Origin of the sequence: Paenibacillus wenxiniae (assembly GCF_039822605.1) — a bacterium.
Taxonomy (GTDB): Bacteria; Bacillota; Bacilli; order Paenibacillales; family Paenibacillaceae; genus Saccharibacillus; species Saccharibacillus wenxiniae.
Genome location: NZ_JBCGUH010000008.1, coordinates 98,340 through 115,755, shown reverse-complemented (window position 1 = coordinate 115,755; position 17,416 = coordinate 98,340). Strand labels below are relative to the sequence as shown.

15 protein-coding genes and 1 other annotated feature are annotated in these 17,416 nt (G+C 44.5%); of the genes, 12 read left to right on the top strand and 3 right to left on the bottom strand.

Features of this window, described 5'->3' with window-relative positions; all coding sequences use genetic code 11:
- The first annotated feature begins 19 nt into the window (after positions 1–19).
- The 4 genes from AAHF22_RS15670 to AAHF22_RS15655 all read left to right on the top strand — a co-directional run bounded on the left by AAHF22_RS15670 (position 20) and on the right by AAHF22_RS15655 (position 4,960).
- The gene (locus AAHF22_RS15670; RefSeq protein WP_347325966.1) at positions 20–1,678 is read left to right on the top strand and encodes an AIPR family protein; all 1,659 of its coding nucleotides are present in this window, start codon (positions 20–22) and stop codon (positions 1,676–1,678) included.
- Between the two features lie 165 nt (positions 1,679–1,843).
- A complete protein-coding gene (locus AAHF22_RS15665; protein ID WP_347325965.1) occupies positions 1,844–2,566 on the top strand; it encodes a pseudouridine synthase in 723 nt (240 codons plus the stop codon).
- 242 nt (positions 2,567–2,808) lie between these two features.
- Positions 2,809–3,525, top strand: a complete 717-nt coding sequence (locus AAHF22_RS15660; protein WP_347325964.1) for a response regulator transcription factor — start codon at positions 2,809–2,811, stop codon at positions 3,523–3,525.
- 1 nt (position 3,526) lies between these two features.
- Positions 3,527–4,960, top strand: a complete 1,434-nt coding sequence (locus tag AAHF22_RS15655; protein WP_347325963.1) for a HAMP domain-containing sensor histidine kinase — start codon at positions 3,527–3,529, stop codon at positions 4,958–4,960.
- A gap of 268 nt (positions 4,961–5,228) precedes the next feature.
- On the opposite strand, the gene AAHF22_RS15650 is transcribed toward AAHF22_RS15655, so the two are convergent.
- Positions 5,229–5,681, bottom strand: coding sequence for a DUF3592 domain-containing protein (locus tag AAHF22_RS15650; protein ID WP_347325962.1), 453 nt, complete (start codon positions 5,679–5,681; stop codon positions 5,229–5,231).
- A gap of 304 nt (positions 5,682–5,985) precedes the next feature.
- On the bottom strand, positions 5,986–7,578 hold the full coding sequence (gene serA / locus AAHF22_RS15645; protein WP_347325961.1) for a phosphoglycerate dehydrogenase: 1,593 nt from the start codon (positions 7,576–7,578) through the stop codon (positions 5,986–5,988).
- A 297-nt stretch (positions 7,579–7,875) separates the two neighbouring features.
- Positions 7,876–8,111 (bottom strand) — a binding site (T-box leader).
- Between the two features lie 453 nt (positions 8,112–8,564).
- Between serA and AAHF22_RS15640 the strand changes: the two genes are divergently transcribed.
- Together AAHF22_RS15640 and AAHF22_RS15635 are read left to right on the top strand one after the other, a co-directional pair.
- On the top strand, positions 8,565–9,158 hold the full coding sequence (locus AAHF22_RS15640; RefSeq protein WP_347325960.1) for a CPBP family intramembrane glutamic endopeptidase: 594 nt from the start codon (positions 8,565–8,567) through the stop codon (positions 9,156–9,158).
- Positions 9,155–9,532, top strand: a complete 378-nt coding sequence (locus AAHF22_RS15635; protein ID WP_347325959.1) for a hypothetical protein — start codon at positions 9,155–9,157, stop codon at positions 9,530–9,532. The genes AAHF22_RS15640 and AAHF22_RS15635 overlap by 4 nt, the downstream gene beginning before the upstream one ends.
- Before the next feature lie 358 nt (positions 9,533–9,890).
- Here AAHF22_RS15635 and AAHF22_RS15630 read toward each other — a convergent pair whose 3' ends face one another.
- On the bottom strand, positions 9,891–10,811 hold the full coding sequence (locus tag AAHF22_RS15630; RefSeq protein ID WP_347325958.1) for a polysaccharide deacetylase family protein: 921 nt from the start codon (positions 10,809–10,811) through the stop codon (positions 9,891–9,893).
- Positions 10,812–11,174: 363 nt separating this feature from the next.
- Between AAHF22_RS15630 and AAHF22_RS15625 the strand changes: the two genes are divergently transcribed.
- The 6 genes from AAHF22_RS15625 (at position 11,175) to der (ending at position 17,407) form a co-directional block, all read left to right on the top strand.
- Entirely contained in the window at positions 11,175–11,786 is a 612-nt protein-coding gene (locus tag AAHF22_RS15625; RefSeq protein ID WP_347325957.1) for a genetic competence negative regulator, read from the top strand.
- Between the two features lie 123 nt (positions 11,787–11,909).
- A complete protein-coding gene (gene prsW / locus AAHF22_RS15620) occupies positions 11,910–12,608 on the top strand; it encodes a glutamic-type intramembrane protease PrsW (protein ID WP_347325956.1) in 699 nt (232 codons plus the stop codon).
- Between the two features lie 307 nt (positions 12,609–12,915).
- Positions 12,916–13,620: a (d)CMP kinase gene (gene cmk / locus AAHF22_RS15615; protein WP_347325955.1), complete on the top strand. Its 705-nt coding sequence runs from the start codon at positions 12,916–12,918 to the stop codon at positions 13,618–13,620.
- Positions 13,617–14,198 (top strand): lysophospholipid acyltransferase family protein, encoded by a 582-nt coding sequence (locus AAHF22_RS15610; protein WP_347325954.1) that lies wholly within the window; start codon positions 13,617–13,619, stop codon positions 14,196–14,198. Before cmk ends, AAHF22_RS15610 begins: the two co-directional genes overlap by 4 nt.
- Before the next feature lie 95 nt (positions 14,199–14,293).
- A complete protein-coding gene (gene rpsA / locus AAHF22_RS15605; protein ID WP_347325953.1) occupies positions 14,294–15,523 on the top strand; it encodes a 30S ribosomal protein S1 in 1,230 nt (409 codons plus the stop codon).
- Between the two features lie 561 nt (positions 15,524–16,084).
- Positions 16,085–17,407 carry a ribosome biogenesis GTPase Der gene (der, locus tag AAHF22_RS15600; RefSeq protein ID WP_347325952.1) on the top strand — a complete coding sequence of 441 codons (1,323 nt, stop codon included), beginning with the start codon at positions 16,085–16,087 and terminating at the stop codon, positions 17,405–17,407.
- Positions 17,408–17,416: the final 9 nt, after the last annotated feature.

Below are 17,416 nucleotides of genomic sequence, written 5' to 3'. Positions count from 1 at the left end.
GTTAAGGTAGGAGGATATAATGGATATTAATAAGCAAATTGTTGACCAATGGGTTCATAAAATGGTTAAAGATTGCCCGGACTGGTTTCTTGATCATCGTGATGAGAATCGTAAAATATCAAGAGCTTTTATTATTATCGGTGCAGCTTCTTACTTATCTATTGAGTCATCAGAAGCTGAATCTCTTCTTACAGACGGCGGAAACGACGCGGGAATTGATGCTATTTATATTGGCGACACAGATAATGATAATGTTAGTTTTCCTGTTGTTATTTTCCAAGCAAAGTATACATTTGATTTGACTAAAGATTCAAATTTTCCATCTAATAGTGTGATGAGAGTAACGAACGCGATTAAAGCTATTTTTAATCCAGAAAAAGACTTGATTATGAATTCGATTTTGCGGCAAAAAGTTACTGAAATTCGTGCATTAATTATGGATGGATATATTCCAGATATAAGATGTGTAATGCTTAATAATGGATTAATATGGAATGCTGAAGGGGATCAACATATAAACGAAGTGAAAAATGATCAAATCGAGTTTATTCATTATAATCATCATGATATTGTCAAACAATTTCAACGAAAGAATCAAATTAACGAAAAACTATACTTGTCAGGTAAAAGTGTTATAGAAGATTTTAATTTCAAACGTGTTGTTGTTGGAAAAATGAACATTAAAGAAATAGCTGATTTATTAGATAGACATGGAGAAGGATTGTTAGAAAAAAACATAAGAAGACACTTGGGCATTCACAAAAACCGCGTAAATTCAGATATTCAGCAAACATTAATATCTGAAAAAAGGTCTAACTTCTATTTTTTTAATAATGGTATTACTATGGTTTGTAGCCAATTTAATTACAATAATTTTACAGAAGAGAATAGATTAATAAATGTTAAAGATTTACAAATTATAAATGGTGGTCAAACTAGTAAAACAATTCTACAAACTATAAATGATCATCCAGACATTGATTTTTCTCAAAGTTTTATTTTAGTACGATTATACGAATTGCCAGGAGAAGAACATGACGAAATGCTAGCAGATATTACATTTGCTACGAATAGTCAAAACCCAGTCGATTTGCGTGATCTAAGGGCAAATCAGAAATACCAGCAGCAACTTGAAATAGCAGTTGGGCAATTAGGCTATACGTATAAAAGGAAAAGAGATAGTGGTCTAGGTGACTCCATTCCATCTTCTGTAGCAGCAGAAGCTGTTTTTGCAATATGGAACAAAAAACCTCATATTGCAAAATATAAGCGTAATGAGTTGTTTGGTAAATTTTATCACGAAATATTTAGTGATCTTAATGCGGCTCAACTGCTCATAGCTGTTTTCATTTATAGGTATTGTGATAGTCAAAGAAAACGTAATACACTAATTCAAAAAATTCCGCATTTGCCCTATAGTAATTATTTCATGTCTACTATTATCGGAGATTTACTTTTGAAAGATCTTGGCATTACTCTAAAGCAATTGACGCATATCAACTTTGAGTTGGCTAAAAACCAATTTGAGTCCACAAAGGATGATTTATACAGACGAGCAAATGATAAAATGATTGCTGGGTTGAGAGAGATGTATCCGGAAGGGTATGAAGATATAGATCCACGAAGACTTTCTTCAACATTCAGAAGTAGTTTTTTACTAGAGAAAGTAACGTTATAAACTACAAAAAGTAAAATCCTTGACTATATTAATGTAGTCGAGGATTTTTGTTTACTATGTTTGGAAAAAAAGAATGTATAGCATACGATAAACTAGCTAATTTACATCCTGTCTTGTGATTTGGTGCGCGTATGAGTATCATTAGTGTGAGGTGAATTAACTATTATGGAACGATTGCAAAAAATATTAGCTCAGGCTGGCATTGCTTCACGCCGTAAAAGTGAGGAATTAATCCTTGCGGGTAAAGTAACCGTTAATGGTGAAGTGGTAACTGAGCTTGGAACAAAGGCTGATCCGACAGTGGATGAGATCACAGTGAACGGAAGATCGATTGCAGCCGAGAAAAAAGTATACTATATGTTGAACAAGCCAAAAGGTGTCATTACGAGTGCTTCCGATCCAGAAGGCCGTAAAATAGTACAGGATTATTTAAAAGGCGTCAAAGAACGCGTATATCCGGTTGGACGACTGGACTATGACTCTGAAGGATTGCTGATTTTAACGAATGATGGCGAGCTGGCGAATAAGCTGACGCATCCGAGACACCATGTACCGAAAACGTATCTCGTTACCGTTGAAGGCGTACCACATGGCGATGCGCTGGAGAAATTCCGTCGCGGCATTCAGCTGGAAGATGGAATGACCAAGCCGGCAGAAGCTGACTATTATGACGTGGACACGGATAAGAAACAAGCTACGATTCGTGTAACGATCTATGAAGGTAAAAACCGTCAGATTCGCCGTATGTTTGATGCGCTATCCCATAAGGTTATTAGATTGAAACGTATTTCGTTTGGCGAGCTGCTGATCGGCAATTTGAAGCGCGGTATTTATCGCCCGCTGACGAAGGAAGAAATCGATCAGCTGCATAAAGGAATTAAGCAATAATAAATGGGGTAAGCCAACTTGTATCGGTACAATCCTTCAAGTTGGCTTACGACCTGTTTAATCTATAACAGAACAGCTACATAGCTATGCGGATCACACACTTGCACCATCGTATGCGTATTATCATATCGTGTTAAAGCGGAGATCGCACAGCATTCTGCTTCTGTTTCCCTGTTTATTTTGATTAAAGACAATCCGATCTCAATCGGATATTTCGTCGCACAGCTAGGAGGCCTCATGTCATGAGTGAACCAATGAATCGTATTCTCGTAGTGGATGACGAAGAGCGTATTCGCCGTCTGCTGCGTATGTATTTGGAAAAAGAAGGCTATGAAATCGAAGAGGCTGAAGATGGCGAAACCGCGCTGCGTAAAGCGCTTGCCGATGACTACGGTCTGATTATGCTTGACTTGATGCTTCCAGGCATCGATGGCATTGAAGTGTGTAATCGGCTACGTCAGTCCAAATCAACACCTGTACTGATGCTAACTGCCAAAGGTGAAGAGGTCAACCGCGTCCAGGGCTTTGAAGTCGGTGCGGACGATTATGTCGTCAAACCGTTTAGCCCGCGTGAAGTGATTTACCGGGTGAAGGCGATTATGCGCCGTTCGTCAGCGACTGCCTATCTGTCCCAGGACAGCAATTCAAGCAACAATATCGTATTCCCGAACCTGATCATCGAGCATGATGCACACCGTGTGACGGCAAGTGGACATGAGATCAGCTTGACGCCGAAAGAATATGAGCTGCTGCATTTCCTGGCGACATCACCGGATAAAGTGTTTTCGCGTGAGGAATTGCTTAAAGACGTATGGAACTATGAATTTTTCGGCGATTTGCGTACAGTTGACACCCACGTAAAACGTTTGCGTGAAAAATTGAATAAAGTTTCTCCCGAGTCAGCCGCGATGATTACTACCGTCTGGGGCGTAGGCTACAAGCTTGAGGTACCGAAGTAACGTGGACTTTTGGAGAACACTTGTCGGTAAGCTATGGTTGACGATTATCGGGCTCGTTGCCTGTGTATTGCTGACACTGGGTCTATTTTTGCTGCCGTATATCGATACGAATTTTACCAATTCCGATGCGATCAAACGGCTATTTACGTACGTGTCGATTATCGGTTTTACGATGACGACGTTTTTTGCTCTGTTTTTGCTAACCAAAATTACACAGCCGATGCAGCAGCTCATTCAGGCGACCGACGCGATTCGTAAAGGAAAATACGATACGCGTGTTGCTCTGCATACGAGTGATGAGATCGGCCAGCTCGCCAGCGCCTTTAACCATATGGCAGAGGAGCTGGAGCGCAATATTCAAAGTTTGCAGCTGGAAAAAGAGCAGATGGCGAGCGTACTGCGCAGTATGGGCGACGCGGTCATTACGTTTGATAAGCAGGGCAATATGATTTTGCATAATCCGCTGGGCGAGATGATTATGGACAGCTGGCACAAAACAGGCTGGGAGCATGGAGAACAGGGTGAGGATGGGGCGGATGCGACAGCAGCATCACGTGTACCAGAGCCGCTTTATCCGCTGTTTGAGCGTGTCATTCGTGAGCGACAGGAAGAAAGCTCCAACATTCATGTGAAACAGCAGGTATGGGCAGTCAATATGACGCCACTCTATTCGGCTAACGATGTGCATGGCACCGTATCTGTACTGCGTAATGTGACCGAAGAAGTACGCACCGAGAAAATGCTGCGTGACTTCGTCGCGAATGCCTCGCACGAGATTCGTACCCCACTACAAATGATTCAAGGCTACAGTGAAGCATTGCTCGATGGCATGGCTTCTTCCAAAGAAGAGAGCGATGAGCTGGTACAGGTCATCTATGAAGAATCACTGCGGATGAGCCGCCTGGTGCAGGATCTACTGGATCTGTCGCGGATGGAAGCCGGGCATATGGATATGAGTTTTGGCGAAATGAAGCTGAATGAGTTAATTGAACGTATGTACCGCAAATTTTCCGTGCGAGCGAAGGAACGCGAGCTAAAGCTGGATGCAGGCTGTCAGCCGACACCGCTGCTGATTGAAGCAGATACGGATCGATTGGAGCAGGTATTTACGAATCTGCTTGATAATGCGTTTCGTCATACGCCGGCAGGCGGACAGGTGGCTGTACAGGCTGTATTGAAGGATGAACAGGTAAAGGTTACGTTTACCGATACTGGAGCCGGCATTCCACAGGAAGACTTGCCGCATATTTTCGAACGCTTTTACAAAGCGGACAAAGCACGGGTACGCGGTGAATCCGGCGGTACCGGACTCGGTCTTGCGATCGTGCGCAATATTGTCGAAGCGCATCATGGTACGATTCATGCGGATAGTGAGGTAGGGAAAGGTACAACCTTTACTTTAATGCTACCGCTGCGTCATACCGATCGTGTATAACGATTCGTTGAGAACTGGATTTGACTAGATGGATGGAGCTTCTATGGAAGTCTATTTAATCTATTTGAACGTTAAAGTGTATTGAATAAGCGTATGTTTGATGTAAAGTGAATTATATGTAAATTAAAATATAATGAAGAAGCCTCTGTCACAGCTTAGAGTGCCCTTTTAAAATGGACATTACAAACCCAAATGGGTCAATGAATGAACATTTAGGAAGGTACGCTAACTTTGTGACAGAGGCTTTTTGCTATGATATCCGTTTCGTTCAGATGTTCATGCTTATAAAATCATGCCCAGAATACCGCCTGCTATAAAAGCCAGCCCCATTTACACCGCTTGTAATGACGGCTTGTTGTGGACGCTGAGGATTGTACATAATGTCCATCCGCTTGCCGAGACGTTGAAAGGAAACACTGGTACTGTATGGATTCCAGAATGGAATGCGTTGACCGGAAGCGGTATAAAATTCAATCTTTAATTCACGTGTATACCGACTGTCAACCGGATCTTCACGATCAAATGGCGTAATGTCCACATCGATATCCAAATTTACATCGATCACTGTACCTGTCGTGCGTATCCAATGTTTTTTACGATACCGATGCTTTTTAAGCATATAAAAAGCGAGATACAGCATGAGCAAGCCTACACATGCAACTAAAGGTGCCAGTAAAGGCGAGCTGAAATGAAACCAGTATACATTAAAATCAATCGACATCGTTCTAAAACTCCTAGTATGTAGTGTGGGTAGGACTATAAGTATGCCATTTACATATGGGATTTCCATAACGTGCTTATTATATATATCGTTCACTGGTTTATACAACAATAGCCTGCTATCGCTACAAATCTGAAACGATGTTCGTCCCGTGCGATAGAGACGATACCATCTTGTTCCGATTTGAACGATAGCAGGCTTTGTTATAGCTAACGATAGCAAGTTTGTCATCGTTATGACTACACTCTCAATGGCTCGGTTCAAGCATGAGCCGCCATAACTTTAAAATACGAACTCCTCTATATTATACGAGTACAACAACCTTAGCAGTATTCAGGTTTGGCAGTTCAACCAATCCAACCAGTACATCCTTCGGTACATCTTTATCGACGGTCAGAATCATAATCGCTTCGCCGCCTTCGATTTTACGTCCGACTTGCATGGAGGCGATGTTGACGTTTTTCTGACCGAGCAGGGAACCGACATTACCGATAATCCCTGGTTTATCCGTATGCGATACGAGAATCTGGTGACCGGCTGGCAGTACGTCAACCGAGTAGTCGTTAATACGTACAATACGTTCGCCATAGCCGCTCAGCAATGTGCCGGCTACTTGCTGTGTGCTGCCGTCCTGTGCAGTCAATGTTACCGTGATCAGATTCGTAAAGCCGCGAGTGGAGGGAGCGCTCGTCACGATCACATTCAGATCACGCACCTTAGCCAGATGCAGGGAGTTCACGATATTCGCTTCCGAACCGAGATGACGGGACAGGATGCCTTTTAAAATGTAACGTGTCAGCGGCTGAGTATCCACCTCGGACAGCTCACCTGCATAGTCGATCCGAATTTCTTGAATCGCCTGCGCGGAAATTTGAGCCGCAAAGCTACCTAGCTTCTCGCCCAGACCGAAGTATGGCTGCAACTTGTTCATGACGCTGGCTGCCACTGGAGGCATGTTAACGGCATTTTTAAATGGCTCATCACGCAAAATGTGCAATACTTGCTCCGATACGTCAATCGCTACGTTTTCCTGTGCTTCGACAGTCGATGCACCCAGGTGAGGGGTAACGATAATGTGCGGATTGTGCAGGAAAGGGTGGTCTGCCTGTGGCGGTTCACTTTCAAATACGTCAAATGCCGCACCAGCTACGATACCGGCTTCAATCGCTTCGACCAGCGCCAGCTCATCCACAACGCCGCCACGCGCACAGTTGACGATCCGCATACCTTTTTTCATAATGGCAAATTGCGGCGTGGAGATCATATGCTTCGTTTCCGGTGTGAGTGGAGTATGCACAGTCATAAAGTCGGCATGTTGCAAAATATCATCAACGCTTGCCAGCTTCACGCCCATTTTCTCAGCGCGTTCTTGCGTCAGGAATGGATCATAACCGAGAATGTCCATACCGAACGCTTTAGCACGTTTGGCCACTTCGCTACCGATGCGACCCATACCGAGTACGCCGAGTGTTTTGTTACGCAGCTCCACGCCGAGGAATGATTTGCGATCCCATGTACCGCCAATCGTTTTCGCATATGCCTGTGGAATATGACGCGCCAGCGCCATCATCATCGCAAATGTATGCTCACACGTTGTAATCGTATTGCCGTCAGGAGCGTTAATAACGATAATGCCGCTCTGTGTAGCAGCTTCCAGATCAATATTATCAACACCGACGCCTGCGCGGCCAACAACTTTCAGCTTCGTTGCCGCTTGCATAATACGAGCGGTAACGGTCGTTTGACTGCGGACGAGCAGTGCATCATAATCGCCGATAATCGCAACAAGTTCATCTTCACTGAGACCTGTCTTTTTATCTACCTCAATATCGTTTGCTTCCACTAGCTGCTGAATTCCTAGATCGCTAATCGGATCGGATACCAGTACCTTAAACATGTTATTGTTCCTCCTCCAAAATGGTCATTCCTTCGTCATTGTACGTATCGTTGTCATCGTAACTTGCAAAGTGCAGCATAATTTATATGAACATCTGGTGCTGTCGCCAGCGCTGACACGCAGCAGCAAATGTTAATATTAAATCGGGTCTGTCTACAGCATGGAAGATCATTGTGTTGGGCGCATATGCCCTGTTCGAGGTTTTGATTAACTATGGTTGGTTAATGGATGAACGCAGTAACGCATCGAAGCAAAATTCATACAAAAAAAGCACTCACCCGCATACTACGATCGTAGCAAAGGGACGAGAGCTATCGTGGTACCACCCTAATTCGCTGCTCTCTCACAAGAGCAAGCCTTATGGTCAAGCTGAAACTTGACCGGATCGTTAACGGGATCATCCGACTGTACCTACTAATATGTTCAATACAGTGACTCCGGAGCGCTCAAAGCGACGACAGGCTTACCGGTTTGCACCAACCACCGGCTCTCTGAAAACCTGAACTGAAGCTTTTCTCCTTCATTGGCGTTCGTGTTGATTTAATTGTTTCATAATGTATCATGGGTTACATAGCATGTCAATAACGATTTTAAATTAAAAACACGAATATTAAACGACTAAAAACCCAATAACATACGTATTCGCTTCGTCTGGCTTTTATTGTAACGCAGGAATGTGAGATAATACAATCATAACTGCGTCGGATTGCAAAAATAGGCGTATCGGTCCCTGTTACATACTGCTCTTATGGGCACAGGGAACGATTTGCATCAAGGGGCTTCGACAGTTCAGGTGAACATGCTATAATACATGCTCGGAATGCTATATTGCTGTCTGGTTATCGGGTAACGTTTGTTGCTACTTATGTATACAACAGCATGACCGATAGGCGCGACTTCTTGCCATTCGGAGCGTAGTAGCCATCATTATCTCCAGACTAAACGGTCACCTCACCGTGTGCTCCGTCATCCAAAGGATCGTGATTATGAAAAAGAAGAAGTTCCGTTCATTCAAACTACAGCGGGTACAGCCCGGACAACTTACCGATCGGCTGTTGCTTGCTAATTTGTATTTAACACAGGGCATTACGTTAATTGCTGGCTTCATCTGGATCTGGTTGCAGGGACGTAATCCGTTTTCACTGCTCGTCTTACCGCCAGGTTTACAGTTTATCTGGTGGGGTCTTGGTCTGGCGGCTGCCATGCTGCTAGTCGATCTGTTAATTTCCCGTATCGTGCCGGAAAGCAGTATGGACGATGGCGGAATTAACGAGATGATTTTCAAAAATCGTCCGCTCTGGCATATTATCATCATCACGTTAATGGTTGGTATATGCGAGGAAATATTGTTCCGCGGTGCGATTCAATACGCCTTCGGACCGTATTGGACGAGCATTTTATTTGCGGCGATTCATTTTCGTTACTTGCGTCACTGGATTCCTACAGGCTGGGTGTTTGTCAGTAGTTACGCACTTGGGTATATTTATATTGAATCCGGTACATTATGGGCACCTATCTTATGTCATTTTATGATTGACCTGATATCCGGTCTGATTATTTCGTTGCGGAGGGAAAAATGAGCGAACGTCTAAGCCGGTTGAAACGCTATGGAACTCATCGAGATGAAGGTTTACTTACGAGCGGGCGAATTAAAATACCTGGAAGCCGTAGTAAACGGTCAACACGAACAGTAAGGAAAGCGTCGTATCAACCATTACAACCAAATGGGGAAGCAGCAGAACACGAGCTTGGGGAAGAGGGAGCAGAAGAGGACGATAAAGATTACGCACCTCGCAGTACCATCTATCCGTCTCGTAAAATTAAGCTGGCGAAGTTTTTCTACGGTTATTTGATTTTTATGTTTGTTGTGCTGACAGGGATGTTGCTCTGGTGGGGCTTTAAGCTGTCTGGCTTTACGCTCACGTGGAGCTGGTTCAAGCAGATTATGATGTGAGTGAGCATCGTTGTATGTGAACATAACCTATGAATGTAGCATTATGAACGCAGTATGTGAATGTAATATGTGAACGATAAACATAGCAAAAAGCGCAGAGTGCGGATGATCATCCGGCTCTGCGCTTTTTGTGTATTGTGCTTATTGGACTTGAGCATAAGGAGAGTATCTGCTCGTTACAGATATAGTTTTCTTTTATAAAAATCAAAGCGCCCGACTGCTTGTCTAGTTCAGAGCACTAGCAGTACGACTAAGGTCAATCATAGGATGAAGACCAACAGTATGAATACGGTCAACTGTAAGAATACTACAGTATGGACGAAACGACTTGTGATTTGTAAAACAATGTTTTATGGCGTTATGGCGTTTTCGTCGGATCAATTGCATTCGGATCGACGAAGCTATATCCTTTTTCCTCCAGTTTGGTCAGCAAGCGGTCAAGCGCTTCAACCGTCCACGGCAGCTCGTGCATCAAAATGATACTGCCGGAATGAAGCTGATCCATTACGTTAGTAATGACGGCATCTGGATCTTTCTGGTTTACCCAGTCCAGTGAGCCAACAGACCAGTTCATGTACAGCATATCATGCTTTTTGGCCAGTTCATGCACGGTATCGTTCGTAGCACCATTCGGTGCGCGCAAGAAGCGTGGAGACACGTTGATCGTTTTCTCGATCAATGTTTGTGTATCCTCGATTTGCTGCGTTACCTTCGCTTTGGATTCCTTTTTCAGCACGATATGATCGTAGGTATGATTGCCGATAATACCGCCGCGATCATGGATGAGCTTCAGCAGCTCTGGATGGCTTTTGATCCGATAGCCATTCACAAAGAAAATCGCTTTTGCATGGTGCTTATCGAGCGTATCCATCATACTGTTGATCATTTTCTCGTCTTTAGGACCATCGTCAAACGTAAGCAAAACGACTTTTTTCGGTGTTGCCTCGGATTCTTCGTTTGGCACGATGTTGTAGCTTTTGTTCATATGGTACGTATACGGTTGTTGAGTTTGCTCTGCATTCGTAGCTGTACTTTCAGCACTCGTGCCTGTCTGACCAGGGGAGGTTGCGGTTGCTTCACTAGCCCCTTCGCCGGTAGTTTCGCCCGTCGCAGCTGTATTCGTTTCCGTTGTTTCGGTGCCTGTGGATTCGGCAGATGGACTGCTTTCGCTCTGCTGACCTGTCGATTGTGCAGGCGCACTTCCATTCGTAGCGGGACTGCTACATGCGGACAGCATTAGCAGTGAAAGAAGCATGCAGGCTGCTGTTTTACTTTTCATCATATTCAGCTCTTTTCCGTTATGTATTGAGGTGCGTGTCGATCATCCTATACGCATCGCTATGTAAATTAAACCCATAAAAGGCACAGAAAATCAACCATTCCTCTTATTTTACATCTTGCGCACACACGGCATCCTATTAACCTTATGCCTTTCTAATTGAATCATCGAGTGGTTGATTTTCATGCGAATTGCGCGTCAAATCAACGAATTGCGACCGAAGCGTTTTATTACGTGCATTTACGGATAATAAATGGTAACATAGTGGATATAGCATCGCTATATTTATCATCAAATGAATAGGGAATAAATGACCGGTCATTCACCGTAGTCATAACCTATGTTTTTAAGGGGGATCCTATCATGAAAATAGAAAGATTAAGCTCAGACAAAATACGGATTTTCCTTACGTTTGACGATCTAACTGAGCGCGGGATTCAAAAGGAAGATATGTGGCAGGAGATTCCCAAGGTGCATGACCTGTTCACTGAAATGATGGATCAGGCCTATACAGAGCTTGGATTTGATGCTACTGGACCGCTTGCTGTTGAAGTATTTGCACTTCCAGCGCAGGGCATGGTAGTTATCGTTACTCGCGGTAAATATGATCAGCATCTCGGTACGATGAACGAAGATGATCTGGCAGATGAGATATACGAAATGGAAGTCACGCTGGAGGAAACGGATTTTATCGCTTATTCCTTCAAAGATTTTGAGACGTTAATCGAAGCAGCACATACATTATCGCAAAATGTAACCGAAGCAGGTCGACTGTATCATTACAGAGATCGGTGGGTATTCACGCTTGATCCCGCGGATGTGGATATGTCCAAGCATGCCGCGTTGATCGCCGTACTGGCAGAGTTTGGTGATGCGACATCGCTTACTGAAGCCGTGCTGGACGAATATGGAAAAGTCGTTATGTCTGAGAACGCCGTTCAGACGATTTGCGAACACTTTAAACGCAATGACTGATTGAAAAAGGCATCCAGGTAGTCCTTCACTCTAAATAGTCTTAGCTGACCGGAAGGAGTTCCTGTTCGCATGCTGCGGTTAGGTCTGCCGGTCGCGGGGCTATATTAATGAGGGGGTATACGGGTGTCTTTATTTTCGGTTCTCATGGCTGCAATTGCTCCAGGCATTGCGCTATTGATCTATTTTTACCTGAAGGATAAGTATGACACCGAGCCGCTGCATTTGGTCGCCCGCTTTTTTGTGTTTGGGATTGCAATCGTATTTCCGATCATGATTATTCAGCGTGCGCTTATTTTAGGACTGGGCGATAATCCATATGTGGATTCATTTATTATTTCCTCCGGTGTGGAGGAGACGATCAAATGGTTCATCCTGTATCATATTTTGTATAATCATACGGAGTTTGATGAACCGTATGACAGTATCGTGTATGCGGTAGCGATCGGGCTTGGTTTTGCTACTTTAGAAAATGTACTGTATGCCCTGTATAACTCGATGTCGATTATGTCGCTGCTCGGCCGCGGATTGCTACCTGTATCCGGACATGCCTTATTCGGCGTCATTATGGGTTATTATATGGGCAAAGCCAAATTCAACACCAATTCGCGTAAGCGGCGCTGGGTCATTATGCTTTCGCTCATCTTACCTATTTTCTGGCATGGTGTGTACGACTTTATTTTGAATACGGTCACCCAGAACTGGTTATGGTACATCGTACCATTGATGTTATTCCTATGGTACGGTGGTATGCTCAAAATCGCCCGTGCGAATAGCCGCTCACCGCTTCGTTTTGTAAAGCGTGAGGAAGAAATAAACACATGATACAGATCAGACGGATTTTACAGCCGATAACGGTATGTGAAATCCGTTTTTTTGTATAGAAGATGGGCAGTATAGATCATATGAAAGACTAGGCTAAGGAATCAAGTGTATAGGGATGATAGAATGGAATCAGCAAAAGCTCATCTGTTAGAGTCTGCTATTATATAATAAAGACAGTTGCATTTTTGAAATCCTTGAGTAATACGGGCTTTTGCATGTTAGTATCGACTGTGTTATAATTTGCTTGACGCAGGCCTTGCCTGTTTTTTTATTGAAATGGAGTATGAGGTTGAGGGGGAGTTCCCGCTTGGAACGCCAGGACTTACAAAACAACGGGAAGATCAACATTGCAATTGATGGACCCGCCGGCGCGGGGAAAAGTACAATTGCTCGGATGGTCGCTACGCGACTTGGCTACATTTATGTGGACACAGGGGCAATGTATCGCGCTGTAACATGGCATATGCTTCAATTAAATATTGAGCCTGAACATGCCGAAAACGTGCTTCAAGAAGCACAAAAACTGGTGATTGAATTAATACCCGATGAAAATGGGCAAAAAGTTCTGGTTAATGAGATCGATGTTACATCCGAGATCCGCACACTTGCGGTGAATCGTATTGTATCGCGATATGCACAAATTGAAGGCGTTCGCTCGCAGCTATCTACCATTCAGCGCCAACTTGCTACACGCAAAGGTGTTGTGATGGATGGACGCGATATCGGCTCTCATGTGCTTCCGGATGCCGAACTAAAAATATTTATGACGGCAACCGTTCAGGAGCGTGCAAGACGTCGTTTTGCCGAAATGGACGCTTCCGAAAGTATTACACTGGAGCAACTGGAACAGGAAATTGCACAGCGTGATCAGCTCGACGAGCAGCGTGAATTTTCACCGCTTGTATGTGCGGATGATGCGATTGTGCTGGATACAACGAAGATGGGCATTGAAGAGGTAGCAACGCGCATTTTGGAGCTTGCTCATACTGTAATGGTAGGGCAAACGAGATGACATTTTACCAATTCGCTTGCGCTGTCCTTCGTGTGATCTACAGGGTGTTATTCAGAGTCCGCATCATTGGAACCGAACATATTCCGGCTGAAGGTGGAGTGCTTCTGTGCTCTAACCATATCAGCAATCTGGACCCGCCGATTGTCGGTATTTTTATCAAGCGTCCGGTTCGCTTTATGGCGAAGGAAGAATTGTTCAACGTTCCTGTGCTCGGACCGATCATTAACAAGCTGGGTGCCTTTCCGGTGAAGCGTGGAGGAATCAGTAAAGATTCGATCCGTACAGCGCTAACCTTACTGCGTGAAGGAGGTATCATGGGGATTTTCCCTGAAGGTACTCGGAATTCGCAAAGTTCGGTCGCTAAAAAAGGTGCAGCGGTATTCGCTCTACGAAGCGATGCAGCAGTTATACCGGTCGCGATTATCGGACAGTATAAACTGTTCAGCAAAATCAAGGTTGTCTACGGACCACCTGTCGATCTGACTGCTTACAAAGGCAAGGAAGCGACAGGAACGGCTGAAGAAGCAACCGACAAAATCATGGCTGAGATTCGTCAGCTCATACAGCAACATCAATAATTAGTGTTTTGAACTCGGCAAATGCAGCATGGATTTGATTGCTATCATTTGTACAAGTTTAAATAAATGGGATTTGAATTGAGGAGGGTATTGACATGTCGGAAGAAAACAATAACCAAGAAACTACCGAAGTGACGAACCAGGAGGCACTGGAACAAGTGGTGTCTGTAAACAAAGGTGACACAGTTACTGGAACAATCGTCAAAATCGAAGATAATCAAGCTTATGTAAGTATTGGATATAAATATGACGGTATTATTCCAGTTCGCGAACTTTCCGCAGTACACGTAGACAGCGCTGCTGATGCGGTACAGGTTGGCCAAGAAGTAGAGTGCAAGGTTGTCAGCATCAACGACGACAAAGAAAGCCTCGTTCTGTCCAAACGTGCAATCGATAGCGAAAACGCTTGGGAAACACTGGAACAGCGCTTTGAAGCTGGCGAAGTATTCGAAGTTACCGTGTCTGACGTTGTAAAAGGCGGACTGGTAGCTGACGTGGGTGCGCGTGGATTCATTCCTGCATCGATGGTAGAGCGTCATTTTGTAGAAGATTTCAGCGATTACAAAGGCCGCACACTGCGCGTTAAAGTAAAAGAGCTGGATCGTGAAAACAACAAAGTGATCCTGTCCCAAAAAGACGTGCTGGAAGCTGAATACGAAACTAACAAACAATCCATCATGGAAAACCTGAAAGAAGGTCAAGAGCTGACTGGTACAGTACAGCGCCTGACTCAATTCGGTGCTTTTGTTGATGTAGGTGGCGTAGATGGTCTGGTACACGTATCCGAGATCGCTTGGACACATGTAGACAAACCAGCTGATGTACTGTCCGAAGGCGACGAAGTGAAAGTAAAAGTACTTCGCGTTGATCCGGAAAAAGGCAAAATCAGCCTGAGCATCAAAGCAGCTCAACCAGGTCCGTGGGAAAGTGCTGCTGACAAATTCCACACAGGCGATGTGGTGACTGGCGAAGTAAAACGCCTTGTAACTTTCGGTGCCTTCGTTGAGATTGCTCCAGGTGTAGAAGGTCTGGTTCACATTTCCCAGATCTCCCACAAACACATCGGTACTCCGCAAGAAGTGCTGGAAGAAGGTCAAACCGTTACTGTAAAAGTATTGGACGTGAACCCTTCCGAAAAACGTGTAAGCCTGAGCATCAAAGAAACCGAAGAAGCACCAGCTGAAGAGCAAAAAGCACCAAGAGAAAACAAATCCAGAGCGCCGAAGCAAGAAGAACTGAACAACCCTAACGTTTCCCTGAGCAATCAAGGCATGAACGTAACACTGGGCGACCTATTCGGCGACAAACTGAGCAAATTTAAGTAAGAAAGAGCAAGCGTATTCCTTGCTCGCCGCGAACCGAAGTGCTTTAATCCGGTTTGCCTTCTTTTAAGAGCAAGCGCAATCCTTGCTCGCCGTAAACCGGAACGCTTCAACCGGTTTACCAATCTTTTAAGAGCAAGCGATCTCCTTGCTCGACGCAAACCGGAGCGTTTTAATCCGGTTTGCCTTCTTTTAAGAGCAAGCGCAATCCTTGCTCGCCGTAAACCGGAACGCTTCAACTGGTTTACCATCTTTTAAAAGTCAGCAAGCGAAATCCCTGCTCACTCTTTCAAACAAACTGAGCAAGGAACCAACGCATCCCAGCTCAACAATCACAACCACACACCCTGCAATAATCGTCCACGCTCATCCGAGCACAGACTATCATTACAGGTGTTCAGCGTAATCGGCGAATCCGAAAATGGGTTCGCCGATTATGCGTTTATAAGCATATATTTCGGCAAAATATACGAATATCGCGATAAAACAGTAGATTTGTTAGCCAACACAGGCGTTTTTTGCTATGATGGTTAACGGAAAGAACGAACAGGAGGAATTATACCTATGGCAAGACCCGTAGTGGCAATCGTTGGCCGTCCCAATGTTGGGAAATCAACGATCTTTAACCGGATGATCGGTGACCGGTTGGCAATTGTAGAGGATCGACCGGGAGTGACCCGTGACCGGATATATGGTACATCCGAATGGAACGGTAAAGCGTTCAGCGTGATTGATACCGGCGGTATTGAAGTAGACGGAGAAGATACGATGCTTCAGTCGATTCGTGTACAGGCAGAACTGGCGATTGAAGAAGCTGATGTGATCGTATTTATGTGTGATGTAAAGTCCGGACTGACGCAGTCGGATGAAGAAGTAGCACAAATTTTGTATCGTTCAGGTAAACCCGTTATTGTCGCTGTGAACAAAGTCGACAATATGGATCGTATGAATGATATTTATGAATTTTACAATGTAGGTTTTGGCGATCCGATCGGTATTTCCGGTAGTCATGGTAGTGGTATGGGCGATCTGCTGGATGAGATTGTGAATAAGCTGCCTGAACTGGAAGACGATGAATACGACGAAGATGTGATCAAAGTAGCTTTGATCGGTCGTCCCAATGTTGGGAAATCGTCGCTCGTTAACGCCATTTTGGGTGAAGAACGCGTTATTGTAAGCAATGTAGCAGGTACGACCCGTGATGCGATTGATACCCCGTTTGAAAAAGACGGTCAGCGTTATGTTCTGATCGACACGGCGGGTATGCGTAAACGTGGTAAAGTGTATGAAAACACAGAAAAATACAGTGTAATGCGTGCGATGAAAGCGATCGAACGAGCTGACGTTGTATTGACAGTGATCAACGGTGAAGAAGGCATTATCGATCAGGATAAGCACATTGCCGGTTATGCGCATGAAGCGGGTAAAGCTGCTATTTTTGTTGTGAACAAATGGGATGTTGTTGAAAAAGATGATAAAACGATGCAGCGTTTCGAAACGACGATTCGCGATCATTTCCTCTTTATGTCCTATGCACCGATCGTATTCCTGTCTGCACTGACCAAACAGCGTATTCATAAGCTGTTGCCGGTTGTGAAGCAAGTCGCTGAACAGCACGCATTGCGTATTCCAACGCATTTGCTGAATGATGTAGTATCGGATGCGATTGCTATTAACCCACCACCAACAGATAAAGGGAAGCGTCTGCGCATCAACTATGTAACTCAGGTTGCCGTGAAGCCGCCAACCATTATCGTCTTCGTAAACGAGCCGGAAATGATGCACTTTTCCTATGAGCGTTATTTGGACAACAAAATCCGTGCTGCGTTTGACTTCACGGGTACACCGATTCGACTCTTTACTCGACGCAAATCCTCGGAGGAATAAGGAGAGAAG

Bases quoted from the DNA above. Each gene is read 5' to 3' on its own strand.
- AAHF22_RS15650 (WP_347325962.1), bottom strand. From the start codon at position 5,681: ATGTCGATTGATTTTAATGTATACTGGTTTCATTTCAGCTCGCCTTTA.
- AAHF22_RS15635 (WP_347325959.1), top strand. From the start codon at position 9,155: ATGAGCGAACGTCTAAGCCGGTTGAAACGCTATGGAACTCATCGAGAT.
- rpsA (WP_347325953.1), top strand. From the start codon at position 14,294: ATGTCGGAAGAAAACAATAACCAAGAAACTACCGAAGTGACGAACCAG.
- serA (WP_347325961.1), bottom strand. From the start codon at position 7,578: ATGTTTAAGGTACTGGTATCCGATCCGATTAGCGATCTAGGAATTCAG.
- AAHF22_RS15660 (WP_347325964.1), top strand. From the start codon at position 2,809: ATGAGTGAACCAATGAATCGTATTCTCGTAGTGGATGACGAAGAGCGT.
- der (WP_347325952.1), top strand. From the start codon at position 16,085: ATGGCAAGACCCGTAGTGGCAATCGTTGGCCGTCCCAATGTTGGGAAA.
- AAHF22_RS15630 (WP_347325958.1), bottom strand. From the start codon at position 10,811: ATGAAAAGTAAAACAGCAGCCTGCATGCTTCTTTCACTGCTAATGCTG.
- AAHF22_RS15640 (WP_347325960.1), top strand. From the start codon at position 8,565: ATGAAAAAGAAGAAGTTCCGTTCATTCAAACTACAGCGGGTACAGCCC.
- AAHF22_RS15670 (WP_347325966.1), top strand. From the start codon at position 20: ATGGATATTAATAAGCAAATTGTTGACCAATGGGTTCATAAAATGGTT.
- AAHF22_RS15610 (WP_347325954.1), top strand. From the start codon at position 13,617: ATGACATTTTACCAATTCGCTTGCGCTGTCCTTCGTGTGATCTACAGG.
- AAHF22_RS15625 (WP_347325957.1), top strand. From the start codon at position 11,175: ATGAAAATAGAAAGATTAAGCTCAGACAAAATACGGATTTTCCTTACG.
- AAHF22_RS15665 (WP_347325965.1), top strand. From the start codon at position 1,844: ATGGAACGATTGCAAAAAATATTAGCTCAGGCTGGCATTGCTTCACGC.